Origin of the sequence: Agromyces fucosus (assembly GCF_004134865.1) — a bacterium.
Taxonomy (GTDB): Bacteria; Actinomycetota; Actinomycetes; order Actinomycetales; family Microbacteriaceae; genus Agromyces; species Agromyces fucosus.
The window spans coordinates 589,382-613,236 of record NZ_SDPO01000004.1 but is presented as its reverse complement, the minus strand read 5'-3'; the positions used below and the strand labels follow the sequence as shown (position 1 = coordinate 613,236).

23 protein-coding genes and 1 rRNA gene are annotated in these 23,855 nt (G+C 71.5%); 17 read left to right on the top strand and 7 right to left on the bottom strand.

Features of this window, described 5'->3' with window-relative positions:
• Positions 1-181: 181 nt before the first annotated feature.
• The 4 genes from rrf to pnuC all read left to right on the top strand — a co-directional run bounded on the left by rrf (position 182) and on the right by pnuC (position 3,588).
• A 5S ribosomal RNA gene (rrf, locus tag ESP57_RS18320) occupies positions 182-298 on the top strand.
• 153 nt (positions 299-451) lie between these two features.
• A complete protein-coding gene (locus ESP57_RS18315) occupies positions 452-2,371 on the top strand; it encodes a thioredoxin domain-containing protein (protein WP_129232489.1) in 1,920 nt (639 codons plus the stop codon).
• Positions 2,372-2,422: 51 nt separating this feature from the next.
• Positions 2,423-2,908 (top strand): DUF3054 domain-containing protein, encoded by a 486-nt coding sequence (locus ESP57_RS18310; protein WP_129232488.1) that lies wholly within the window; start codon positions 2,423-2,425, stop codon positions 2,906-2,908.
• The gene (pnuC, locus tag ESP57_RS18305; protein ID WP_129232487.1) at positions 2,905-3,588 is read left to right on the top strand and encodes a nicotinamide riboside transporter PnuC; all 684 of its coding nucleotides are present in this window, start codon (positions 2,905-2,907) and stop codon (positions 3,586-3,588) included. Before ESP57_RS18310 ends, pnuC begins: the two co-directional genes overlap by 4 nt.
• Here the strand turns inward: pnuC and ESP57_RS18300 are convergent.
• Positions 3,539-3,871, bottom strand: a complete 333-nt coding sequence (locus ESP57_RS18300; RefSeq protein ID WP_056014879.1) for a hypothetical protein — start codon at positions 3,869-3,871, stop codon at positions 3,539-3,541. The two genes, pnuC and ESP57_RS18300, sit on opposite strands and share 50 nt — an antisense overlap.
• Positions 3,872-4,069: 198 nt before the next feature.
• On the opposite strand from ESP57_RS18300, the gene ESP57_RS18295 reads away from it, so the two are divergent.
• Positions 4,070-4,627: an RBBP9/YdeN family alpha/beta hydrolase gene (locus tag ESP57_RS18295; RefSeq protein ID WP_129232486.1), complete on the top strand. Its 558-nt coding sequence runs from the start codon at positions 4,070-4,072 to the stop codon at positions 4,625-4,627.
• Positions 4,628-4,720: 93 nt separating this feature from the next.
• Positions 4,721-6,361 carry a DUF7059 domain-containing protein gene (locus tag ESP57_RS18290; RefSeq protein WP_129232485.1) on the top strand — a complete coding sequence of 547 codons (1,641 nt, stop codon included), beginning with the start codon at positions 4,721-4,723 and terminating at the stop codon, positions 6,359-6,361.
• A 66-nt stretch (positions 6,362-6,427) separates the two neighbouring features.
• Here the strand turns inward: ESP57_RS18290 and ESP57_RS18285 are convergent, their stop codons facing one another.
• On the bottom strand, positions 6,428-6,856 hold the full coding sequence (locus ESP57_RS18285) for a DUF1761 domain-containing protein (protein WP_056014874.1): 429 nt from the start codon (positions 6,854-6,856) through the stop codon (positions 6,428-6,430).
• 162 nt (positions 6,857-7,018) lie between these two features.
• Between ESP57_RS18285 and ESP57_RS18280 the strand changes: the two genes are divergently transcribed.
• Positions 7,019-7,951 (top strand): J domain-containing protein, encoded by a 933-nt coding sequence (locus ESP57_RS18280; protein ID WP_056014872.1) that lies wholly within the window; start codon positions 7,019-7,021, stop codon positions 7,949-7,951.
• Positions 7,952-8,079: 128 nt separating this feature from the next.
• A complete protein-coding gene (locus tag ESP57_RS18275; RefSeq protein WP_129232484.1) occupies positions 8,080-9,354 on the top strand; it encodes a M18 family aminopeptidase in 1,275 nt (424 codons plus the stop codon).
• A gap of 13 nt (positions 9,355-9,367) precedes the next feature.
• Here ESP57_RS18275 and ESP57_RS18270 read toward each other — a convergent pair whose 3' ends face one another.
• Complete coding sequence (locus ESP57_RS18270; RefSeq protein WP_129232483.1) at positions 9,368-11,029, bottom strand: cation:proton antiporter; 1,662 nt, start codon at positions 11,027-11,029, stop codon at positions 9,368-9,370.
• 128 nt (positions 11,030-11,157) lie between these two features.
• Here ESP57_RS18270 and ESP57_RS18265 point away from each other — a divergent pair, with 128 nt between their 5' ends.
• Positions 11,158-11,736: a rhodanese-like domain-containing protein gene (locus ESP57_RS18265; protein ID WP_129232482.1), complete on the top strand. Its 579-nt coding sequence runs from the start codon at positions 11,158-11,160 to the stop codon at positions 11,734-11,736.
• A gap of 80 nt (positions 11,737-11,816) precedes the next feature.
• Here the strand turns inward: ESP57_RS18265 and ESP57_RS18260 are convergent, their stop codons facing one another.
• Together ESP57_RS18260 and ESP57_RS18255 are read right to left on the bottom strand one after the other, a co-directional pair.
• The gene (locus tag ESP57_RS18260) at positions 11,817-12,014 is read right to left on the bottom strand and encodes a hypothetical protein (protein ID WP_129232481.1); all 198 of its coding nucleotides are present in this window, start codon (positions 12,012-12,014) and stop codon (positions 11,817-11,819) included.
• A 75-nt stretch (positions 12,015-12,089) separates the two neighbouring features.
• Positions 12,090-13,460 carry an L-serine ammonia-lyase gene (locus tag ESP57_RS18255; protein ID WP_129232480.1) on the bottom strand — a complete coding sequence of 457 codons (1,371 nt, stop codon included), beginning with the start codon at positions 13,458-13,460 and terminating at the stop codon, positions 12,090-12,092.
• A gap of 189 nt (positions 13,461-13,649) precedes the next feature.
• Between ESP57_RS18255 and ESP57_RS18250 the strand changes: the two genes are divergently transcribed.
• From ESP57_RS18250 to ESP57_RS18240, 3 genes are all read left to right on the top strand, one after another.
• Positions 13,650-14,696 (top strand): GNAT family N-acetyltransferase, encoded by a 1,047-nt coding sequence (locus tag ESP57_RS18250; RefSeq protein WP_129232479.1) that lies wholly within the window; start codon positions 13,650-13,652, stop codon positions 14,694-14,696.
• Positions 14,697-14,788: 92 nt separating this feature from the next.
• Positions 14,789-15,814, top strand: coding sequence for an ATP-binding cassette domain-containing protein (locus ESP57_RS18245; protein ID WP_129232478.1), 1,026 nt, complete (start codon positions 14,789-14,791; stop codon positions 15,812-15,814).
• Positions 15,811-16,635: an ABC transporter permease gene (locus ESP57_RS18240; RefSeq protein WP_056014862.1), complete on the top strand. Its 825-nt coding sequence runs from the start codon at positions 15,811-15,813 to the stop codon at positions 16,633-16,635. Before ESP57_RS18245 ends, ESP57_RS18240 begins: the two co-directional genes overlap by 4 nt.
• Before the next feature lie 11 nt (positions 16,636-16,646).
• Here ESP57_RS18240 and ESP57_RS18235 read toward each other — a convergent pair whose 3' ends face one another.
• Both ESP57_RS18235 and ESP57_RS18230 read right to left on the bottom strand, forming a co-directional pair.
• On the bottom strand, positions 16,647-19,856 hold the full coding sequence (locus ESP57_RS18235) for an ATP-binding protein (protein ID WP_129232477.1): 3,210 nt from the start codon (positions 19,854-19,856) through the stop codon (positions 16,647-16,649).
• A 26-nt stretch (positions 19,857-19,882) separates the two neighbouring features.
• The gene (locus tag ESP57_RS18230; protein ID WP_056014858.1) at positions 19,883-20,317 is read right to left on the bottom strand and encodes a GNAT family N-acetyltransferase; all 435 of its coding nucleotides are present in this window, start codon (positions 20,315-20,317) and stop codon (positions 19,883-19,885) included.
• Positions 20,318-20,401: 84 nt separating this feature from the next.
• Here ESP57_RS18230 and ESP57_RS18225 point away from each other — a divergent pair, with 84 nt between their 5' ends.
• The 5 genes from ESP57_RS18225 to ESP57_RS18205 all read left to right on the top strand — a co-directional run bounded on the left by ESP57_RS18225 (position 20,402) and on the right by ESP57_RS18205 (position 23,836).
• Positions 20,402-21,178, top strand: a complete 777-nt coding sequence (locus ESP57_RS18225) for an alpha/beta hydrolase (RefSeq protein WP_129232476.1) — start codon at positions 20,402-20,404, stop codon at positions 21,176-21,178.
• 103 nt (positions 21,179-21,281) lie between these two features.
• Positions 21,282-21,527 carry a helix-turn-helix domain-containing protein gene (locus ESP57_RS18220; protein WP_056014856.1) on the top strand — a complete coding sequence of 82 codons (246 nt, stop codon included), beginning with the start codon at positions 21,282-21,284 and terminating at the stop codon, positions 21,525-21,527.
• Positions 21,520-22,011, top strand: a complete 492-nt coding sequence (locus ESP57_RS18215) for a Clp protease N-terminal domain-containing protein (protein ID WP_129232475.1) — start codon at positions 21,520-21,522, stop codon at positions 22,009-22,011. The genes ESP57_RS18220 and ESP57_RS18215 overlap by 8 nt, the downstream gene beginning before the upstream one ends.
• A 2-nt stretch (positions 22,012-22,013) precedes the next feature.
• Positions 22,014-22,994 carry an ABC transporter ATP-binding protein gene (locus ESP57_RS18210; protein WP_243648581.1) on the top strand — a complete coding sequence of 327 codons (981 nt, stop codon included), beginning with the start codon at positions 22,014-22,016 and terminating at the stop codon, positions 22,992-22,994.
• Positions 22,991-23,836 carry an ABC transporter permease gene (locus tag ESP57_RS18205; RefSeq protein WP_243648580.1) on the top strand — a complete coding sequence of 282 codons (846 nt, stop codon included), beginning with the start codon at positions 22,991-22,993 and terminating at the stop codon, positions 23,834-23,836. Before ESP57_RS18210 ends, ESP57_RS18205 begins: the two co-directional genes overlap by 4 nt.
• Positions 23,837-23,855: the final 19 nt, after the last annotated feature.

The window sequence follows — 23,855 nt, the reverse complement described above, 5'->3', positions numbered from 1 at the left end:
AAAGGCCGTGTGAGTGGCCAAAGATACGCTCGCGTCCACTCTGTGGTTCCCTTCAGACGGGAAACCCAAAAACTCAACACTGAGAACACACCCGCACCACCACACCCCCACACCGGGGCCTGGTGGGTGCGGTCACCGAGACCACCAACCACCCCAACCGGGGTGTGATTGGTTCTAGAGTTTCGGCGGCCATAGCGCGAGGGAAACGCCCGGACACATTCCGAACCCGGAAGCTAAGACTCGCAGCGCCGATGGTACTGCAGGGGGGACCCTGTGGGAGAGTAGGACACCGCCGGACATAAATTCGAAGAGAGCCGCCCAGAAATGGGCGGCTCTCTTTGGTTTAACACCCGCCCCAACGCGGCACAACCCAACAGCACACGGCCGCCCCAACCGGGCGGCCTTTCCACGTTCACGAGACCGGATCCGAAGCGCTCGCTATCCTGAGGGCATGGGGAGCCGTCTGAGCGAGGCGATGAGTCCCTACCTGCGCGCCCACGCCTCCAACCCCGTCGACTGGTATCCATGGGGTGAGGCGGCGTTCGAGACCGCCCGGCAGCGGGATGTGCCGGTGCTGATCTCCATCGGCTACGCCACATGCCACTGGTGCCATGTCATGGCGCGGGAGAGCTTCAGCGATCCCGCCGTCGCCGCGTTGCTCAATGACGGCTTCGTCGCGATCAAGGTGGATCGCGAGGAGCATCCCGACGTCGACGCGAGCTACCTCGCAGCCGCGTCGGCGTTCACGCGCGAGCTGGGCTGGCCGCTCACGGTGTTCGCCTCACCAGACGGTCGCGCGTTCTACGCCGGCACGTACTTCCCGCCGCGCGAGATCCGCGGGGTTCCCTCCTTCACGAACGTGCTCGCCGCGGTCAGCTCGGCGTGGCGCGAGCGCCGCGCCGAACTCGACGCGACGGCGGCGGCCGTGGGCGAGGCGTTGGCGGCGGCATCCGCTGTTCGGACCGATGGGGTGCTGCCCGGCCGACCAGAGCTCGAGGGCGCGATCGCGTCGCTCGCCGCTCAGGAGGACCGTGTGCACGGCGGATTCGGCGGCGCGCCGAAGTTCCCGGTCGCGCCGGTGCTCGAGTTCCTGACCGTCGCGGGCGGATCCGGGCGGGCGCTGGCCGAGCGCACGGTTCGGCTCATGGGGGCCTCGCCGCTGCACGATCCGGTCGAGGGCGGGTTCTTCCGCTACGCGACGCGTGCGGACTGGACCGAGCCGCACTACGAGCGCATGCTCACCGACAACGCGCTGCTGCTCAGGGTATCGACGGAGCTCGGTCGGGCGCGCCCGACCGACGAGCACACGGGGTCGATCGCCGACGGCGTCGCGCGATTCCTGATCGACCGGTTGCAGCTGGCGAGCGGCGGCTTCGCCAGTGCGCAAGACTCCGAGAGCGTCATCGACGGCGAACGGAGCGAGGGCGGGTACTACCGCCAGGACGCCGAGGGGCGGGCGCTGCTGGCGCCGCCGCCCCTCGACGAGAAGGTGCTGACCGGCTGGAACGGGCTCGCGATCGGAGCGCTGGCGAGGCACGGCTTCGTGCGCGGCGACGATCGGTCGGTCGAGGCGGCGCGTCGCGCTGCGGACGTGCTGCTCGCCACGCATGTGCGGTCGGACGGCAGCCTGGTGCGTGCGTCGCTCGACGGGCGTGCCTCGACGGCCGTCGCCACGTTGGAGGACACGGGCATGTTCGCGGGCGGGCTGCTCGAGCTCGCCCTCGTCACCGGCGAGCCCGGTTACGCGAATGCCGCACGATCCCTGATCGACGCAGCCATGGCAGCGAGTGGCGCGAGCGGCGCCAGCGACGGCGAGGCCGACGCCGTTCTCCCGTTCGCGGCGCCGGCCGGGGGAGACCCCGTGCTGCGGGCGCGCGGTCTCGAGCTGCCCGACGACCCGGCAGAGGGCGCAGCGCCGTCGGGCCTCACCGCCTGCGCGGATGCCGCGTGGCGGCTGTACCTCCTCGGCGCAGGCGACGCGTATCTCGCGGCGGCGGAGCGGGCGATGGCCTCGGTCGCGGGGATCGCGCTGGAGCGGCCGATCGCCTTCGGCGGTGCGCTCGCGCTGATGGCGCGGCTTGCGGCCCCGATCGTGCAGCTCGTGACGGTCGTGCCCGAGCAAGGGGAGCGCGAAGGCGGTGCCGAGGCAGGGGAGCACCCGCTCCTCGCGGCGACAAGGGCGCACGAGGCATCCGTCGTGGTGATCGTCGACGAGCGGCAGGCCCGCGAGTTCGCCGACGCGGGATTCACGTTGTTCGCCGAGCGCACCGCGCGGAACGGGGCTGCCGCCGCGTACCGCTGCGAGGCGTTCGTCTGCGCGCTGCCGGTCGAGGACCCGTCGATGCTCGGGGCCCTCGGTCCTCGCGAATGAGGGTGTGCACCGGGATGGGCGCGCGAACTCGGGGATCCGTACGATGAGAGCATGACGCAGCGCGCGAACGACCGACCCGGCACGATCGCGATCGCGGCGGTGCTCGATGCCATGCTCGTCGTCGTCTTCGTCTCGATCGGCCGGAGCAGCCACGCCGAAGGCCTCGACCTCGCGGGCATCGCGGCGACCGCGTGGCCGTTCATCGCGGCACTCGCGGTAGGCTGGCTCGCGGCACGGGCTTGGAGGCATCCGCTCGCCGTCTGGCCCACGGGCGTGATCGTCTGGGCCGTCACGGTGATCGGCGGCATGCTGCTCCGCGTGGTCAGCGGCCAGGGCACGCAGTTCGCGTTCATCGTCGTCGCCACCCTGACGCTCGCCGCGTTCCTGCTCGGATGGCGGCTCGTCGCCCTGCTCGTGACCCGGCGGGTCCGAGTCGGAGCCACGAGCGGCACCACGAGCGGAGGAGCCACGACCGACGCCGACACCGGCGCCGTCGACGCCGGTGCTCCCGACGCCTCGCGAACCGATCGCGCATGAACCCGATCGAGTGGCTCTTCGACGCCCAGTTGGTGATCGGCGACCAGGTCATCCTCTGGCGCGAGATCGTCGGCAACCTGTTCGGACTCGCGAGCGCGCTCGGCGGCCTGCGGCGCAAGGTCTGGGCGTGGCCCGTCGGCATCGTCGGCAATGCGCTGCTCTTCACCGTCTTCATGGGTGCGCTCTTCGAGACGCCGAACCCCGTGAACCTGCTCGGGCAGGCCGGCCGGCAGCTCATGTTCATCGCCGTCTCGATTTACGGCTGGGTGCGCTGGAGCCAGCACAAACAGGTGAGCGACTCCGCCGTCGAACCGCGGTGGGCGAGCGCGCGGGCCCGCATCCTGCTCGGCGTCGCGCTCGTCGGCGGCACGCTCGTGCTGACCCCGATCTTCCGCGCCCTCGGCTCGTTCGAACCCGTCTGGGCCGACGCGTGGATCTTCATGGGCTCACTGCTGGCGACCTGGGGCATGGCCAAGGGATGGACCGAGTTCTGGCTCATCTGGGTGGCCGTCGACATCGTCGGCGTGCCGCTGCTCGTCAGCGCCGGCTACTACGCCTCGGCGCTGCTCTACGTCTTCTACGGGCTGTTCACGATCTTCGGCTTCATCACCTGGATGCGCGTGCAGCGGGTCACCAGCGCGACGGCACCCGGTCGAGCACCAACCACACCGCAGAGCTGAGCTCGGGGTGCTCGAGGGCGATCTCGCGCAGCAACTCGTACTCGAACTTCGCGACGTCTCCCTCGCGGGCGGCCGGGTGGTACGCACGTGCTCGCACCGTGCGCCAGCGTTCGGAGTGGAGCCGGTCTTCGCGCAGCGTCGCGACGACCTGTTCGTCGACCGACGGCAGGTCGGGCAGGAACACCCACGGGTCTTCGCCGAGGCGGCATCGGAGCTCGATGAGCGCCGAGAGCTCGTCGCGTGCGTCTTGACGCAGCCGCTCCAGAGTCGTCGACTCTGCCATGCGCGCCTCCCCTCGCCTCGTTCGATCGTAATCAACGCTAAACGCACCGTGTGACGGCAGGGTTACAGAGCGCAACCCGACATGTACGCCAGATGACGAACGGATGACGGTCGACATCGTCGTCATGCCGGTCACCTGATTGAATGGTGCGCACTGCCGGGACCCGCCACGGCGGACGACGCCCGGGAGGCACGAGTTTTGCAGTACCTGATCCTGCACGGCTACGAGAACCGGCGCCCCGACGGGCACTGGCAACGTTGGCTCGCCGCCGAGCTCGAGGGGAGCGGGGCCGCGGTTCGCTACCCGCAGTTGCCTGAGCCCGATGAGCCCGTGCTCGACGACTGGATCGCCGCGATCGAGCGCGAACTGCTCGGCACCGACGCGGCATCGCTGACCGTCGTGTGCCACAGCCTCGGCTGCGCCGCGTGGCTCGCGCTCGCGGCCCGGCGTGCGGCAGCAGGGCGAACGGATGCCGCGGCATCCCGTCTGCTGCTCGTCGCCCCGGTCTCGGACCCGGTACTCCGGGGGATCCCCGGCATCGCCGGGTTCGCCCTCGGCGGCGACGCCGTGGACGCCGCCGCCGCAGAGGTCGTCGTGATCGCCGGCGACGCAGACCCCTACTGCCCCGAGGGCGCCGGACGCGTGTTCGCGGAGCCGCTCGGGGCCGAGCACGTCACGGTGACGGGCGGCGGGCACCTCACGATCGACGACGGCTTCGGTGCGTTCCCGCTGGTCCTGGATCTCGCGACTCGCTGACCGGACCGCTTGGCATCGGGGCGTTCCCGCTGGTCCCGGATGTCGCGACTCGCTGACGGGGCCGCGCCGGCGCCGGTGCGCTTGAATGGTCGAATGAGCACCGAGCCCGAACCGTCACCCCTGATCCTCGCCGACGAGGCTCGTGCGGACCGTCTCCTCGAACTCCTCCGCGCCGACCTCGTCGCCGCTGACTTCACGGTCCCCGCGCTCGAGGCGCTCTGGGGTGAGGACGCCGCGGCCGCCCTGCACCGCGGCGAACGTGTACCGGCTCGGCGGGTGCTCGATGCCCGTCGGCGAGAGCACGGGGCATCTGCGGATCTCGCGACCCTCGCCGAGCTCTTCGTGCTCGGGGTCGCCGTGCCCCGCGCCGAGCTCGCGGAGGCGCTCGCGGGGCTCGGGGTCGACGGAGCGATCGAGCTCGGGCTCGTCGGCGACGCCGGTGACGACGGCGATGCCGACGTGACGGCTCGCGAGGCATCCGTTCGTGCACGGCGCGACCTTCGACCGTACGCATTCGCGGACGCCTACGGCAGCGCTGAATGGTGGATCCTCTCGGATCTCGGCGAGCTCGCTCTCGGGCACGCGCTCGGCGAGCATCACGTGCTCGGCGTCGGCGGCGCCTCGATGACGCTCTCGGGGCTCATGCTGCCGACGCCGGCGAGGCGCGTGCTCGACCTCGGCACGGGCTGCGGCATCCAGGCGATGCACGCCTCCCGGTTCGCCGAGCACATCGTGGCGACCGACATCTCGGAGCGTGCGCTCGGGATCGCGAGACTGAACCTCGTGCTGAACGGCATCGACGGCGTCGAGCTGCGGCTCGGCAGCCTCTTCGAGCCCGTCGCGGGGGAGCGGTTCGATCGCATCGTCTCGAATCCGCCCTTCGTCATCACGCCGCGCGTCGAGGGCGTGCCCGAATACGACTACCGGGACGGCGGAATGGTCGGCGATGCGCTCGTCGAAGCCGTGATCCGGGAAGCCCATGAGCACCTCGAACCGGGCGGCGTCGCGCAGCTGCTCGGCAACTGGGAGTATCGCGTCGGCGGCGCCGTGGATGACGGCGCGGCCGACGGCCTCGAACGCGTCGGCGGCTGGGCTGCCGCACTCGAGCACTGGGTGGTCGAGCGCGAGGTGCAGCACGTCACCGAATACGCCGAGACGTGGATCCGCGACGGCGGCACGAAGCCGGGCACGGCGGAGTTCGACCGGTTGTACGACGTCTGGCTCGACGACTTCGCCGCGCGCGGGGTCGAGCGCGTCGGCTTCGGCTATGTGCTGCTGCGGCGTGCGGATGCCGCGGCATCCGATGCGCATGAGGGTCGGCTCGCGCGACTCGAGCGCCTGCACGGACCGCTCGGCGCGAACGATGCCGGGCTCGGCGCACACCTCGCCGAGTGCCTCGCCGGGCACGACCGCCAGGCGGCACTCGACGACACCGCGCTCGCCGCAGCCCGCTTCACGACCGCGGGCGATGTCACTGAGGAGCGCCACTACTGGCCGGGCGACGACGACCCGACGGCGATGCTGCTGCGACAGGGCGGTGGCTTCGGGCGTGCGATCAGCCTCGACACCGGGCTCGCGGCCCTCGTCGGGGCAAGCGACGGCGAGCTGTCGATCGGAGCGATCGTCGCGGCCCTCGCCCAGTTGCTCGAGGTCGACGAGACGGCGCTCGCGGCCGAGCTGCTGCCGGCGGTGCGCACGCTCGTCGACGACGGCATGCTGCGCTTCGCCGACTGAGCGGACTGAGCGGACTGAGCCGACTGAGCGGACCGACTCGACGGGGCTGAGTGAGCCGGTCGGGCCTCAGACGGTGCCGGCCGGAGGCCAGGCGCCGATGATGAGAGCCATCACGATCACGGTCACGAACTCGTGCCCGATGTTGAGGATGGTGAGGCCGGGCGGCCGCCCCTCGAACACGTCGTGGGTGATGAAGCGTGCAGCCGTGAATCCCGCCCACAGCATGAGGCCCGTGGTGATCGCCATGAGCAGGTAGTTGCCGCCGAGCGCGGTCCACGCGACCTGGGTCGCGATGGCGAGCACCCACGCCGAGATGAAGCTCACGACGAGGGTCGTGAGGATCGGTCCGACGGCTCCGCGCTCGCCGGAGTCGTCGACCTTCGCGACCCGCATCCAGTAGTTGCCGAAGACCTTCGGCGTGTACCAGATCGACCCCACCAGCATCGTCGACAGCGTCGCGATGATCACTGCCCAGTAATTCACGTCGATCAGCATTTCAGCGTCTCCGATGAGTCACGCGCTCGGTCACGGCAATCTTCACGTCGATCAGCATCTCTGCCTCTCTCGCGACCCGCTCGGGCCCCTGTGCTCGGCAGTCTAGACCCGCGTACAGCCGTGCCGCGGTATTCTCGTGGTCGCACATCCGAAAGCGAGCCCATGCCCGACAGTCCGCTCTCCGCCTCACCGTACGAGGTGCTCGGCGTCGCGTCCGACGCGGACGACGCGACGCTGCGGCTCGCCTATCGACGGGCGCTGCGGAGTGCGCACCCAGACACGGGCGGCGATGTCGTCCGCTTCCACGCCGTGCAGCTGGCCTGGGAACTCGTCGGCACTCCCGATGCACGGGCGCTCTTCGATCGCGGTGCCCGCGGCGGTGCACCGGCGCCGAGCCGCGAGGCATGGGCTCCGGCGGCGCCGAGGCCGCGTCGCGATTCGCGTCCGCTCGCCCGCACCTACGGTCATCCAGGCGGCCTCTCGCGCGAACGCTACCTCGGGTTGATCCGGGAGTGGGCGGGCCGCGGCGTGACCCTCGCGGATCCCTACGACCCCGCGCTCGTGCGGAGTGCGCCCCGCGACATCCGTCACGTGCTCGCCGACGCGCTCGCCGAGGAGGCGAGCGCCCGCTCGCTGTCGACGCTCGGCATCGCCTACACGGTCTGGCACGACGTGGCGACGGATGCCGCGGGCCACGGCCTGCCGCCGAAGCTCGACCACCTCGTGCTGGGGCCGACGGGCCTCTTCGCGATCCAGTCGGAAGACTGGGGCGGGCCGGTCGCCATGAAACGGGGCGAACTCGTCGGCGCGGCGCTCGACGGAGAGCGGCCGATGCGCGCCCTCGCCGCCCGCGCGAAGGCCATCGGGCGTGCCGCGAAGGTCAAGCCGACGGCGCTCGTCATCGTCGTGCCCGACGAGCACGCCGAGGAGTCGCTCGAACTCGGCGGCACCAATCGCGGCGCCGTCGTCGCCCTCGTGCGCCGCTCGCGCCTCGCGAGCGCGGTGCGCGAGGGCCTGCCGGGCTCGGCCCATCTCGGCGGCACCGAGGTCATGGAAGTACGCGCTCGGCTGCAGGCGGTCGTGCGCTTCGCCTGATCTGCCGAGCGGCGAACTCGACCCCGAAGCGCCTGATGCGCTGCATCCGCGGCGATCACGAGCCCGCTTCGCCTGACCCGGCGAGCGGCGAACTCGACCCCGGGCCGCAGGCGGTGTTGGATGGGAGGATGCCCGCATCACGCACTGACGCCTACATCGCCGACTTCGCCGAGTTCGTCCAGGCCTCGCCGTCGTCGTACCACGCGGCCGCCGAGGTCGCGCGCCGCCTCGAAGCCGCCGGATTCGACCGACTCGACGAGCGCGAGGACTGGCCCGCGGGTGGCGGCCGTCACGTGGTCGTGCGCGACGGCGCCGTCATCGCGTGGGTCGCGCCGCCCGCCGCCTCGGCCACGACGCCGTTCCGGGTGCTCGGCGCCCACACCGACTCGCCGTCGTTCAAGCTGAAGCCGCGTCCGAGCTCGAGCTCGGAGGGTCTGCTGCAGGCCGGCGTCGAGGTGTACGGCGGGCCGCTCCTGAACTCCTGGCTCGACCGCGAGCTCGAACTCGCCGGCCGCATCGTCACCGACGACGGCGCAACGCACCTCGTGCGCACCGGGCCGATGCTGCGCATCCCGCAGCTCGCGATCCACCTCGACCGCGAGGTCAACAAGGGTCTCACGCTCGACAAGCAGCGCCATGTGCAGCCGGTGTGGGGCGCCGGCGCGTCGGGGGACATCCTCGACCTGTTGGCGGCGACGGCCGGCGTCGACGCCGAGCGGATCGTCGGCCACGACGTGCTCGTCGCCGACACGCAGACGCCGGCGCGGTTCGGGCTCGACGACACCCTCTTCGCGTCGGGTCGCATGGACAACCTCAGCTCGGTCTACGCCGGACTCGTCGCGCTGCTCGAGGCACCCGCCGACGCCGGCCAGGTGAGCGTGCTCGCGGCTTTCGATCACGAGGAGCTCGGCTCGGAGTCGCGCTCGGGCGCGAGCGGCCCGTTCCTCGACGACGTGCTCGTGCGCATCGGCGCCGGGCTCGGCGCGGGCGACATCGAGCGTCGACGTGCGTACGCGGCATCCTGGATCGTCTCGTCCGACGCCGGCCATGCCGTGCACCCGAACTACCCCGAGCGGCACGACCCCGCGAACCGGCCCTCGCTCGGCGGCGGGCCGCTCCTCAAGCTCAACGCCAACCAGCGCTACGCGAGCGACGCCGAGGGCGCTGCGTTCTGGGCGGCGGTCTGCCGGCAGGCGGGCGTGACGGCCCAGCCCTTCGTCTCGAACAACTCGATCCCGTGCGGATCGACCATCGGCCCGCTCTCGGCCACCCGTCTCGGCATCCGCACGGTGGATGTCGGCGTGCCGCTGCTCTCGATGCACTCGGCACGGGAGCTCGCGCACGTCGACGACCTGACGGCCCTCGGCTCGGCGGTCACCGCCTTCTTCGCGCCGGCGGTCTAGGGCGCGGCCGGCGTCACGGCTGTTCGCCGCGGGCGTCCGACCGCACCGCGGTGCGGGAGTCCAACGCGAGCTCTTCGGCGTCGAGCGCGAAGAACAGCTCGCGCATGACCTCCTCGTTCAGGTGTCCGGAGTCGCGCTCCTCGAGCACGACGGCGCGCCGGGCGGCGATCCACCGGCGGGAGAGCTCGGCGAACTCGGTGGCGGAGACCATGGCTGCGGACTCCTCGTCACCCTCGAGCCGGCGACTCCTCGCGGCATCCGCTCGGATGCGCTCCTCGAAGCGGTCGATGACGCTGTCGGCGTGCTCGGGGCCGAAGCGGCCACGCCACTCGTCGCGCCGGCTCTCGATGTAGGCGAATCCCGCCTTGCTGCTGCGCCGCAGTACCGCCTGGATCTCCTTGCGGTCCTGCTCGCGCTCGTCGTCGGCGACGACTCCGAGCCGGCGGATCAGCGTCGGCAGCGTCGTCGACTGCAGCAGGAGCGTGCCGACGGTCACGACGAACGCGACGAGGAACACCGTGCTGCCCGCCGTCGGATCGGCGATCGTGGGGATCGCGGTCGCGGTCGCGAGGGTGACGACACCGCGCATTCCCGCCCATGAGATGACCGCGAGCTCCTTCGCCTCGAGCCGGGGCTCTACACGGTATCGGCGCCCGCGCCGCGCCCAGATGGGCGCCAGCCACTCGCCGAGGCGCCGTGACAGCGCATAGCCGCCGAAGACCCAGCCGATGCGCACCACGATGACGGTCGCGAGCGCCGCGAACGCGAGGCCGACGTTCACCCAGAGCCCGAGCGGGCTCGACAGCACGTCCATGACGGCGGGGCTGAGCTGCAGCCCGATGAGTGCGAAGACGAGGCCCTCGAGCAGCACGTCGACCGATTGCCACAGCGGTCGTTCCTGCTGGCGTGTGGCGTAGCCCGTCTTCGGGGCGTTGTACCCGATCAGGATTCCGGCGGCGACGACCGAGAGCACGCCCGACCCGCCGAGCCGTTCGGCGATCGCGTAGGCCGCGAACGGCACGAGCAGGCTGATGGTGCCGAGGACGACGGGGTCGTCGAGCCGCGAACGCACGACATTCACGAGCCAGCCGATGACGAGCCCGAACCCGGTGCCGACGGCGACCGCGATGAGGAACGAGCCCACGCCGTCGAGCCAGGTGACGGTCGCCCCCGCGACGATGGCCGCGAACGTGCGGAACAGGGTGATGGAGGTCGCGTCGTTGACGAGGCTCTCGCCCGAGATGACCGTCATGACCCGCCGGGGCAGGCCGAGTCTGCGGCCGACGGCCGCGGCGGAGACGGCATCGGACGGCGCGACGATCGCTCCGATCAGGAGCGCCAGCGGCAGGCCGAGCGAGGGGGCGATGAGCCACACCACCGCGCCGACCGCGAAGGCCGTGGCGATCGGCAGCCCGATGCCGAGCCGCCGGATCTGGCTGATGCTGCGCCGGAAGTTCAGGTACGTGACGTCGAGGGCGGCCGAGTACAGGAGCGGTGGCAGCACGAGACTCAGCACGAGTTCGCCGTCGACATCGATCTCGGGGATCGCCGGAACCACGGAGACGACGAAGGCGACCCCCATGACGAGCAGCGGTGCCGGCCAGCCGCGCCATCGGGCGAACGCGGTGATCGCGAGCGAACCGCCGAGCAACAGGAAGATCTCTCCGAGATGCATGGACTCAGGGTAGGCGCGTGCCGGCCCGCGTGCGAGCCGCCCGACCGCTGCCACGGTGGCGGGATGTCGCGCCAGGACGGCGTGATTTCCCCTGCCCTCGGCCCGCGACGGGTGACAGGGTGAACACCATGACCGAGACGATCACGGCCACGCAGCCGGCAGCAGCACCCGCACCGTCACGAGCGCCCGAGCTCTTCGCGCACGTCGCCGACCGCGACGCCGCGATCGCGCACTTCCGTGGCCGGCTCGGCTTCGAGGCGGATGTCTCGGATGTCGCCGCCGCGCTCGCCGGCGCCGATCCGGGCGCGGGTTCCGACCCGGACGCGGGTTCCGCCCTGGGATTCGTGCTCGTCGACACCCGCAGCGAAGCCTCGTGGGCGCAGGGGCACGTGCCGGGCGCCGTGCACCTGCCGGGGCGGCGAATCGCGGCCGAGGCCTCATCGCGCATTCCGGCGGGGATGCCCGTCGTCGTCTACTGCTGGGGACCCGGATGCAACGGCGCCACCCGCGCCGCGCTCGAGTTCGCGATGCTCGGCCACCCCGTCAAGGAGATGCTCGGCGGGTTCGAGTACTGGGTGCGCGAAGGCTTCGCGTACGACACGGCCGACGGGCGGGCGCAGCTGGCGGCCGACCCGCTCACGAACGTCGCCGAGGCGGAGCTCGGCGGCGGGGCCGTCGCCGACGGCGCCATCAGCTGCGCCTGCTGAGACCGGCGCGCAGAGCACGGGCGGGCGCCGGCCGGGACACCGGCGCCCGCCCGGCCGTCAGGATGCGCGGTCGGCTCGATTCAGCGCAGCGGGCCGCGCCGGCTCTCGAGCCAGAGGGTGTGTTCGCGCAGGCCGTTCCGCACGGCGGCCTTGATGATCAGGTAGCCGATCCAGAGCATGAGCGCGAGCACGGCGAGGTAGATCGCGAGGCCGATCGCGAGGCCGAGGAGGCCGGCGCCCCAGAACAGGTCGGGGATATTCGGGTCGGGGGTGTCCATCTGCACAGCGTGCCAGACGCCCGCGAGTCGCGCGAGAGTCCCGATCGGGGGACACGACCTCGCGAGCGACGGCTGTCAGCACTCGATGACGTTGACCGCGAGGCCGCCCTCGCTCGTCTCCTTGTACTTCGTCATCATGTCGATGCCGGTCTGCCGCATGGTCTCGATGACGGTGTCGAGCGAGACCACGTGCGTACCGTCGCCGTGCAGCGCGAGCCGCGCGGCGGAGACGGCGGTCGACGACGCGATCGCGTTGCGTTCGATGCAGGGCACCTGCACGAGTCCGCCGACGGGGTCGCACGTGAGGCCGAGGTGGTGCTCCATCGCGATCTCGGCGGCGTTCTCGATCTGCCGGGGCGTGCCGCCGAGCACGGCGCAGAGCGCACCGGCCGCCATCGCGCAGGCCGAGCCGACCTCGGCCTGGCAACCGCCCTCGGCGCCGGAGATCGACGCGTTCTTCTTGACGAGGGAGGCGATCGCCGCGGCGGTCAGCAGGTAGCGGCGGATGCCGGCGGCATCCGCACCCGGCACGAACTTGAGATAGTAGTGGCCGACGGCCGGGATGATGCCGGCCGCACCGTTCGTGGGCGCGGTGACGACCCGCCCGCCCGCGGCGTTCTCCTCGTTCACGGCGAGGGCGAACGCCTGCAGCCATTCGGTCGAGGTGTCGCGGAGGTGCTCGTCGCGGTCGTACTCCTCGAGCCGCTGTCGCACGAGCGCGGCGCGCCGCTTCACGCGCAGGCCACCCGGAAGGGTGCCGTCGGCCGACAGCCCGTTCGAGACGCATTCCGCCATGGCGGCCCAGATCGCGTCGAGTCCGTCGTCGATGCCCTGCTCGCCGTGGACGGCGACCTCGTTGTGCCGAGCGACGTCGCAGAGCGAGACGCCGTGCTCCTCGCAGAGCGCGAGCAGCTCGTCGGCGCTCGAATAGGGCAGCGGATGCCGCAGCGCCTCGGCCTCGGACGCCGTCTCGCCCTCGCGGCGGATGAACCCGCCGCCGACCGAGTAGTACGTGTCTTCCGCGAGGGGGAGCGGGGCATCGCCCCAAGCTTGCAGCGTCATCGCGTTGGGGTGGCCGGGCAGGCGGGTGCGCGGCTCGAGGGTGACATCGCTGCGCAGCATCCGTATCGAATGCCTGCCGGCGATCAACACCTCGGCGCCGTCACCGAGGCCGGACCATGCGCCGCGCACCTCGTCGGGGTCGCAGTCGTGCGGCTCGAGGCCCGCGAGGCCGGCGACGACCGCGTCGGGCGTGCCGTGGCCGAGGCCGGTGGCGCCGAGCGAGCCGTAGAGCGAGCACGTGATGCGGGTGACCCGGTCGAGCACGCCATCGCTCGCGAGTCGTTCGGCGAAGGCACGTGCGGCCCGCATCGGGCCGACGGTGTGGGAACTCGAGGGGCCGATCCCGATCGAGAAGAGATCGAGGGCTGAGACGAACGCTGTCACCCTTCAAGGCTACGCGGGGCGCCGCGCAGCGTTGTGGCGGGAATTCGCAGAATCATGCGCATCCGGTCGTCACCGCGCGGGATCGGCGCACGATCGGCCGTGTGCACGCACATGGCCGATCGGCGGCCTGTTCGCGCGCAGCAAACCCGGCGTCGGACCCGCGCCGCGATCGTAGGCTGGAAGGCGATCATGCAGAACGACGACGCCCCCTTCCTCATCCGACCGATCCGCGATCGCGACGTCGCCGACGAGCCCGCCCTCATCGACGCCGCGTTCGCCGCAGGCCCGTACGGCCACCTTCCCGTGAGCGCCGAGCGACGTGCGTTCGAGCGGGACGTGTCGGGGCGCGCGGCATCCGGTGCCGTGCTCGTGGCGGTCGCCGACGGCGTCGACGGCGACGGTGATCGACTGCTCGGCACCGCGAGCGTGCTGCGCGCGGACTCGCCGTACTCGCGGGTCGCGGTCGGCGATGAGGCCGAGGTTCGGCTCGTCGCCGTCGACCCCGACGCGCAAGGCGCCGGCCTGGGGCAAGCCCTGATGCGGGCGAGCATGGAGACCGCGCTCGGCTGGGGCGCCGACGCGCTGCTGCTCGACACGGGGGAGCTCAACACGCGTGCCCGGGCGCTCTACGCGCGACTCGGGTTCGACCGGCTGCCCGAGCGCGACGAGCGCTTCGGCGAGGTCGTGGGATTCGCGTACCGCTTCGGCCTCCAGGAGCGGGACGACATCCGCGTGCGGCTCATGCACCCCGATGAGGTCGAGGCGGTCACCGAACTCGTCGAGGGCGCGTACGCGAGCGACTTCGAACTGAGCGACGCCTACCGCGCCGACATCGTCGCGGTCGCGGAGCGCGCACGCGACCACCAGGTCTGGGTGGCGACGGATGCCTCGACGGGCGCGCTGATCGGCACGGCATCGACCCCCGTGGCGGGCGCGACGATCTCGCCGCTCGCTCGCGCGGGCGAACTCGACTTCCGCTTCCTCGGCGTCGCGGCGGACGCCCGCCGTCGCGGAGTCGGCGAGGTGCTCGTCGGACACGTCCTCCGGCTGGCGCGGATCCGCGGCCTCGAGCGGGTGGTGCTGAACACCGGCCCCGACATGCTCGCGGCCCAGCGGCTCTACGACCGTCTCGGGTTCGAGCGGCTGCACGAGCGGGAGTTCACGTTCGAACGCCCCGACGGGACGAGCTTCCTCATGATCGCCTACGGGCGGGACGTCGAGGCCGCCGCCGCCTGACCGCCGCCTGAGCGCCGCCGCTTGCAGGCGGTCGCGATGCCTGTCAGTGCCACGTGAGCGTGCTGTGAGTGCGTGCGCGGAGCATGGTCCTCATGACCACGATCACTGCACACGACATCGCCTTCCGCGGCGCCTGGGCCGTCGAGGCCGAAGGGCTCGTGAAGACGTTCGGCGCGAACCGGGCGGTCGACGGCGTCGACCTGCGCGTCGCGACCGGCACCGTCTACGGCGTCCTCGGCCCGAACGGCGCCGGCAAGACCACGACCATCTCGATGCTCGCCACGCTCCTGCGACCCGACGGCGGCAACGCCCGCATCTTCGGCCACGACGTGCAACGCGAGTCGCAGGTGGTGCGCCAGCTCATCGGCGTGACCGGCCAGTACGCGTCGGTCGACGAGACCCTCTCGGCCACCGAGAACCTCGTGCTGTTCGCCCGTCTGCTCGGCCTCTCGCACCGCGCGGCGAAGGCGAAGGCCGCCGAGCTGCTCGACGAGTTCGGCCTGACGGAGGCGGCACGGCGGCCCCTGAAGAACTTCTCGGGGGGAATGCGCCGCCGACTCGACCTCGCCGCGAGCCTCATCGCGCAACCGCCGCTCATCTTCCTCGACGAACCCACCACCGGGCTCGACCCTCGAACCCGCTCACAGATGTGGGACACCATCCGGCGGCTCGTCGCGACCGGATCCACGGTGCTGCTCACGACGCAGTACCTCGATGAGGCCGACCAGCTCGCCGACCGCATCGCGGTCATCGACCGCGGTCGCGTCGTCGCCGAGGGCACGGGAGACGACCTCAAGGCGTCCGTCGGCTCCTCGAGCCTCCAGTTGCGGCTGCAGGATCCGCGCGACCTCGACGACCTTCGCGTCGCGATCGAGCGAGTGCTGAAGGTCACGCCGACGGTCTCGCCCGAGGCGGGTCGCGTGACCGCGCCGATGGACGACCCCGACATCGTCACCGAGCTCCTCGTCACGCTGCGCGACGAGGGCATCCGCCTCTCCGAGCTGAGCGTGCAGAAGCCGACGCTCGACGAGGTCTTCCTCACCCTCACCGGGCACGGCGTCGAAGCCGACGCATCCGGTGCCGAGTCCGCGAACGAGCTCGAAGGGAGCCGCGCATGAGCGCCATCGCCACCACGACCATCACCCCGGGTGCCGATCGCACCCTGAAGAACCGGGTCTCGCTCTCCCAGAGCCTGGCGCACACCGTCACCATGGCCTATCGGGGACTGCTGAAGATCAAGCGCACGCCCGAGCAGCTGTTCGACGTGACGCTGCAGCCGATCATCTTCACGCTGATGTTCACGTACATCTTCGGCGGCGCGGTCGCCGGCGACGTGCAGAACTACCTGCCGATCATCATTCCCGGCATCCTGGTGCAGACCGTCATCTCGACGTCGATCGTGACCGGCGTGCAGCTCCGGGAGGACATGGACAAGGGCGTGTTCGACCGGTTCCGCTCCTTGCCGATCGCACGCATCGCACCGCTCTCGGGAGCACTCCTCGCCGATACCGTGCGCTACCTGATCGCCACGACGCTGACCTTCGCGATGGGCTTCGTGATGGGGCTGCGCCCGGAGGGCGGCGCCGGCGGCGTGCTCGCAGCAGCGGTGCTCGTGATCGTGTGCGCGTGGTCGCTGTCGTGGATCTTCGCCTTCTTCGGCGTGATCGCCCGTACCGCGTCGAGCGTGCAGGGCATCTCGATGCTCATCCTGTTCCCGCTCACGTTCCTGTCGAACGCCTTCGTGGACCCGAGCACCATGCCGGCGCCCCTCGAGTGGTTCGCGAACATCAACCCGGTGTCGCATCTCGTGACGGCCGTTCGCGACCTCGTCAACAGCGGCACGATCGGCGCGGACTTCGGCTGGTCGTTGTTCGGCTCCGCCGTGGTGGTGGCCGTGTTCGCACCCCTCACGGTGCGGGCGTACATGCGGAAGGCCTGACGGCCGCAGGATCAGGCAGTTCGCCGAACGGGCGTCGCGAGCAGTTCGCGCGCCCGTTCGACGCGTTCGCCGGGGGAGCGGCTCGCTGCCGTGTCGCGCGCCAGGCGAACGGCGTCGACACCGGCGCGCCGTTCCGCCTCGGCGAACCGGTCGGCGAGGTGCAGTGCGGGCAGGTCCTGACGGGCGTGCAGCTGCTCACCGAGCGCGAGCAGCTCGAGGCCGCGCTCGCGAAGTTCAGCAGAGGGCTGCCGCATCGCCCAGGCGCCCCAACCCGCGGCGACCGTGCCGAGCACGGGGAAGTCGGTGAACCCGGGCCGAGCCCGGAGCATGGCGGTGAGGCGTCGCCGGAGCGAGTCGGCCCACCCTGCCACCTCATCGCCCGGCCAATCGGCGGATGCCCCGGCGAGCAGCGTCGACAGCGACAGGAGATACCACGGGGCCGACGGCCCGCGGGCCGTGCCGAGGTCGGCGACCAGGGCACGGGCATGAACGAGTGCGTCGTCCGGCCTCCCCTCGAGCCGCGCGAGCTCGGCGAGACCGAGCTGGGCGATGGCCCGGAGCTCGAGGCCGTCGGAGGTCGAGCGGCTGTCGTCGACCATCCGGTCGAGGCCGAGCCTCGCCTCCTCGAGCCGACCGGCCGCGAGGAGCGAGCCAGAGACCATCCACTCGAGCTGGAGCAGATCCTGTTCGGCGCCGAGCAGCTCGAGCCCTTCGCGGGCGACGCCCGTCCACCGCAGCGCCTCCTGCGGATCGGCCGACTGGCTCGCGAGCTGCGCCAGCATCATCGAGGACATGGCCTGCGCCCACACGTCGTTCGTCACGCTCGAGAGCTGATTCGCCCGGGCCGCGTGCACCCTGGCGGAGACGGGGTCGCCGGCGTTCTCGTCGTACTGGGCCTGGATGATCGACCCCAGGAGTGCCGTGCGAGGGTCCTCGGCGAACGCCATCTCGCGCAGCCCGTCGATCGCCTTCGGCAGGTCGGGGTACGCGAAGAGGAAGCTCGAGAGCGCCGCCAGCCAAGGCTCGACGGGCAGCTCGCGAGCGGCCACCCGTCTGAGCCGGGCGAGGGCCCGGACCCCGGTCGGCGAGCCGATCGCCAGGTTCGTTCCCGCGATGAGCACGTACGAGAGGGTCGCGGCCGGCACCGGGGCATCCGCTGCCGTTCCCCGGGTCGCGTCGAGCACCGGCGCGCTGAACGCGAGGATCTCGGAGTGCGCGCTCCGAACGGTCCAGTAGTACCCGAGCGTCGCGAAGATGCCGAGCACCGCGGCGCCGTCGCGATCGTCGAGAGCGCCGCGCAGCAGGGCGACGAGATTGTCCTGCTCGACCCTGAGGGAATCGAGGGCGTGCAGCTGGCCGCCGTGGTCGACCTCGTCGAGCCGGTCGCGGGCGAAGGAGACCGCCCAATCGCGCATCGCCCGCGAGACCTCCGCGGTCTCGCCGCGCTCGCCGAGTCGTTCCTGGCCGTATTCGCGCACGGTCTCGAGCATGCGATAGCGGGGCTCGCCGCGATCGGAGGTCTCGGTCATGCTCAGCATCGACTGCGTGATGAGACCGTCGAGGAGCCAGACGGCGTCCGCGACTCCCGTCACCCGGTCGGCCGCTTCGAGGCCGAACCCGTCGGCGAACCACGAGAGCCGCGCCAGGGCGCGGCGTTCGTCGTCGGTCAGCAGTGCCCAGCTCCACCCGATGACCGCGGCGAGCGTGCGCTGGCGTTCGGGCGCCGAACGGTCGCCGTCGGCGAGGAGCGCGAACCGGTTCTCGAGGCGCGCCTCGATCTGCTCGACGGTCATCGACCGCACCCGCGCGGCGGCGAGCTCGATCGCGAGCGGCAGCCCGTCGAGGCGGTCGCACAGTCGGGTGACGATGTCGAGGGGGAGCGCCGCGCCGGGACGGGCGGCTCGTGCGCGCTCGATGAACAGCTGTGCCGCAGGCCCTGGGGCGGCACTTGTGCCGTCGGCGGAGAGGGGCTCGAGCGGATACACCTGCTCGGCGCCGATCGCGAGCGGGCTGCGACTCGTCGCCAGCACGCGAAGCGAGGGAACGGCTGCCAGGAGGTCGGCGGTCCAGGTGGCGGCTCCCTCGACGACCTGTTCGCAGTTGTCGAGCACGAGCAGCGCGGGACGTTCGGCGAGTTGCTGCATGATCCGCGACCGGACATCGGGTCGGATCGCCGTCTCGGCGATCCGCTGACTCGAACCCGCCTCGCGGATGCCCAGCGTCGAGGCCAGCGCGAGCGTCACGTCGTCGTCGCTGCGCACGCTCGCGAGCTCCACCACCACGACCGTCGGGGCGGTCGATCGCGCGGCGACCTCCTGCGCGAGACGGGTCTTGCCGAGGCCACCGGTGCCGAGGATCGTGACGAGGCGATGGTGGGCGAGCCCCTGTTCGATCGCATCGAGGTCGCCGCCGCGGCCGATCAGCTCGTTGGGTGCCGCCCGCACCCCGATGCGCAGGCGCGGGGCGCGGCTCGTCGGCTCTTCGGCGCGCAGCAGCTCGGCGTTGAGCGCGACGAGCTCCGCCGACGGTGAGGCGCCGAGCTCTTCGGCGAGCACTGCGCGGAAGGCTGCGAACTCGGCGATGGCGTCGGCTCGACGACCGGATGCCGCGAGCTCCCGCAGGCGCGCGGCGACGAGGTGCTCGTTGACGGGGGCGCCATCGAGCAGCACGCGAAGGTCGGCGGCTGCACCGTCGTGGTCGCCGGCGGCGGCTCGAAGGGCGGCACGCCGCTCGAGGAGCGCCGCCCGCGCCGCCGCTGATCGTCCGGCGAGCAGTTCCGCGACGGGCGCGCCGCCGAGGTCGGTGCCGGGCTCCCCGTGCCAGAGCGCCAGCGCCCGGTCCAGTGCAGCGGCGTCGGCGGTGCTGCCGCCGGATTCGGCCGCGAGCTGCGCCGCGCTGAGATCGAGTTCGCCGGGTGCCACGTCGAGGGCGTAGCCGCCGGGCAGGAAGCGGACGAGCCCATCGGCCGCGACTGCGCGCAGACGGCTCACGAGGGTCTGGAGTGCCGCCTTCGCGTTGCGCGGCGGCGCTTCGCCCCACAGCTCGTCGATGATCGTCTCGACCCCGACGGTGCCGCCTGCGTCGTGCGGCGCGGCGGCGAGCACCGCGACGAGGGCCTTCGCAAGCGTGCCGGGAGGCTCGACGAGGGTGCCGTCGCGTCCCTCCACGCGCACCGGCCCGAGCACGCTGACGCGTGGCCGTTCGGCGAGGGCGTTGAGCACGGCACGAGCCTACCCGCCGCCCACGGTCACGAAGCGTGGGCGGGCGCGGCGGTCCGCGCCATCCACTGCTCGGGGTGTTCGAGCGCCGTGAACCCGAACCGTTCGTAGAGTCCGTGCGCATCGGCAGTGGTGAGGCCGATGCGCCGGAGCCCGAGTGGTTCGAGGGTCGCCATGATCCGCTCGATGAGCGCCACGCCGATGCCGCGGCCGCGTGCCTCGCCGTCGACGAATACATCGCACAGCCAGGCGAAGGTCACGCCGTCGGTGATGACCCGCGCGTAGGCGAGCTGCTCCCCGCTGGTGCGGTCGTAGATGCCGTAGTTGCGCGATGCCGCGACGGCGGCGTCGTGCGCCTCGCGCGAGCGACCACTCGCCCAGTACGACTCCTCGGCGAGCCAGGTGTGCACACGATCGAGGTCGAGGCGTGCGGGGTCGGCGGAGAACTCGAGGTCGTCGTGCATCCCTCGATGCAATCGCAGGGACGGTGTGCGGGGCAACGGCCAATTCGAGGTCGGTGGCCCGTGCCGCTCTGCGAGACTGGTGCGATGTCGACCACTGCACCGCACAGCCCCGGCCGTTCCTCGCGCGGCGGTCGCGCGGTACGCGTCATCCTCGCGGTGCTCGTCGTGCTCGCACTCATCGTCGTGGGGTTCCTGGTCTGGGCGAAGACCGTGATGCAGGGCGAGCGGCCGGCGTCGCTCGAGGCGTGGACCGACGATCGCGTGAGCATCGAGTCCTTCGACGACTCGATCGTGATGACACCGGTCGACGACGCATCCGATCGCGGACTCGTCTTCATTCCGGGCGCCAGGGTCGACCCGTACGCCTACATGGCCAAGCTCGTCGACGCGGTGGCGGAGACGGGAACGACGGTGGTCATCACGAAGCCGATCCTGAACCTCGCGTTCTTCGACCAGCGACCGCTCGCGACGTTCACCGGCCATGCGCCCGAGGTGTCCGACTGGTACGTCGGCGGCCACTCGCTCGGCGGGGTGCGGGCGTGCATGATGGCGACGGAGGAGGATGTCGCGGGCGTCGTGTTCTTCGGCTCGTACTGCGCGAACGACCTCAGCGGGTCAGGGCTCGCGGCACTCAGCATCTCGGGCAGTGAAGACGGGCTCAGCACGCCCGGGAAGATCGAGGGCGCGGCGCACCTGCTGCCGGAGGACGCGACCTTCGTCGAGATCGAGGGCGCCAACCATGCGAGCTTCGGAGACTACGGCGTGCAGCCGGGCGACGGTGTCGCGACGGCACCCGACCATGAGGTTCGCGACGAGATCACGCGTGCGCTCGCAGAATTGTTGGGCGCACCCGAAGAGTAGAGCCCGACACGGCCGCCGGCGGGGTGCCGGTGCGAACGAGCGCGCCCGGGGCGGTTGAGCAACTCGGGTTGACAAACGAGAATAAGCAACCTAGGTTGCTTCTATGACCCCTCCGAAGCAGCAGAGTCCGGACCCCACCGGGGTCGAGGCCGACGACCTGGCCGCCGTCGTCGCCCTGCGCGAACTCGCCGACCGACTCGAGGACGCCGCCGTCGAACGCGCCATGCGCGCCGGCTGGAGCTGGACTCAGGTCGCCGAGGCGCTCGGGGTCACCCGGCAGGCCGTGCACAAGAAGCACCACCGCCGGCTCGAACTCGCCGGCATCGAACTGAGGAGGCGCAATGCCTGATCGTTTGGACGACGACGCGCTCGACGCGACGCTGAAGGAGGTCATCATCTCCTCGATCGACGAGGCGATCCGACGCGGCGCGGCCAGCGTCGAGGCCGAGCACCTGTTGCTCGCGATCTCGGCCGGCCACGACGCGGCTGGGCGCACGCTCGCCGAGTTCGGTCTCGACCACGACGGCGTGGAAGCCGCGCTCCGCGGCGAACGCGAACGATCGTTGCGCGCAGCGGGCATCGAACCCGTCGCCGAGGACCGATTGGCCGCCACTCGGCAGTCGCGTCCGGCCTGGGGGGCCACGGTTCGCGAAGCGCTGCGTCGTGCCGACTTCAAGACCCATCGGAAACGCGGCCGTGCCGAGCGCGAACGACTCGCGGTCGGCGACGCGCTCGTCGGAATCCTCCGGGCCGACCTCGGTACCGTGCCCCGGGCACTCGCCTATGCGGGCGTCGACCGGGCCGCACTCATCGACGCCCTCGGACGAGCCTGACGATGCCGAACCGCGTGGACCGGGCGAGCTTCGCGGGTGAGGAGACGATGCCGGATTCCGGCGGCCTCTCGATCGAGGTCGATGGCCTCCGACTGCGGTACGGCACGACCGAAGTGCTGCACGGGGTGTCGTTCCAGGTGCGTCGGGGTGAGGTGCTGGCCCTGCTCGGCCCGAACGGGGCGGGCAAGACGTCGACGATCGAGATCCTCGAGGGCTTCCGGATGCGGTCGGCCGGCCGCGTCGATGTGCTGGGCGTCGACCCGGCGCTCGGCACCGAGCACTGGCGCGCTCGCATGGGCATCGTGCTGCAATCATGGCGCGACCACCCGAAATGGCGTGTGCGCGAACTCCTCGCGTTCCAGGGCTCGCTCTACGCGCCCTACTCGACGCCGGTGATCCGTCGGCCGTGGGATGTCGACGACCTCCTCGCCGCGGTCGGATTGGCCGAACAGGCCGATCGGCCGATCAAGGTGCTCTCGGGCGGCCAGCGGCGACGGCTCGACGTCGCGATCGGACTCGTGGGCCGCCCCGAACTGGTCTTCCTCGACGAACCGACGACGGGCCTCGATCCGAAGGCGCGACGCGACTTCCACGCGCTGGTCCGGCGGATCCGCGACGAGTTCGAGGCCACGGTGCTCATCACGACGCACGATCTCGACGAGGCCGAGAAGCTCGCGGACCGCATCATCATCCTCGCCGAGGGCGGGATCGTCGCCGACGGCACCCCGTCGCAACTGACGCGGCAGATCGCGGGCCACGACGAGGTGAGCTGGGTTCACGGAGGAGCTCGCCAGGTACGCCACGTCGCGGACTCCACCGCCTTCGCGCGTGGGCTGTTCGCGCGCGACGGGAACTCGATCCGCGAGCTCGAGATCCGCCGGGCGACGCTCGAAGACGCCTATCTGGCACTCGTGCGGAACGCCGAACAGGCCGCGGCCCACCCGGCCGAGGTTGCGCCGGAACCGGACGGGGCATCCCGGTGACGGCTGTTGCGCCCGCCCTCCGCGCCGGTGTCGGGCGCGGCCTGATCGAGCTCCGGCAGGCGTTCACCGGCATGGAGCTCGTGAACCAGCTGCTCTGGCCGGTGGCCACGCTGGCCGCCGTGTTCTTCCTCCGCGACATCGCGATCGGGAGCACCGGCTACCGGCTCGGCACCATCATCCTGCCGGGGGCGCTCGGCATGTTCGTCGCGCTCGGCGCACTGCTCGTCGTGCAGCAGCTGGCAGCCGATCGTGAGGACGGCACGCTCCTGCGCGCCAAGGCGAGCCCGAACGGGATTCGCGCCTACCTCGTCGGCAAGCTCGTGCAGATCTCGGCGACGATCCTCGCGTATCTCGCGATCATCCTGATCCCCGGTGTCTTCCTCGTCAGCGGCCTCGAGATCGCCGACCCGACCTCGTGGATCACGTTCGCGTGGGTGCTGCTGCTCGGCCTCGTCGCGACGCAGACGATCGGGGCCATGCTCGGATCCGTGGTCGCGACACCGCGCGGAGCGGGCTACCTGTCGCTCCCGGTGCTCGGGCTCATCGCGATCTCGGGCATCTTCGCCCCGATCACGGGCCTGCCCGACTGGCTGCAGTGGATCGCACAGGTCTTCCCGGTGTACTGGCTCGGGCTCGGCATGCGTGCGGCGTTCCTCCCCGACGAGGCGGCGATCGTCGAGATCGGCGAATCGTGGCGCCACCTCGAGACGGCGGCCGTGCTCGGCGCCTGGGCGGTCGTCGGGCTCGTGCTCGCGCCGGTGGTGCTGCGACGCATGGCGCGACGGGAGTCGGGCTCGAGCGTCGCACGGCGCCGTGAACGAGCGATGCAACGGGTCGGGTGACGCCTGGCCGATCATCGAG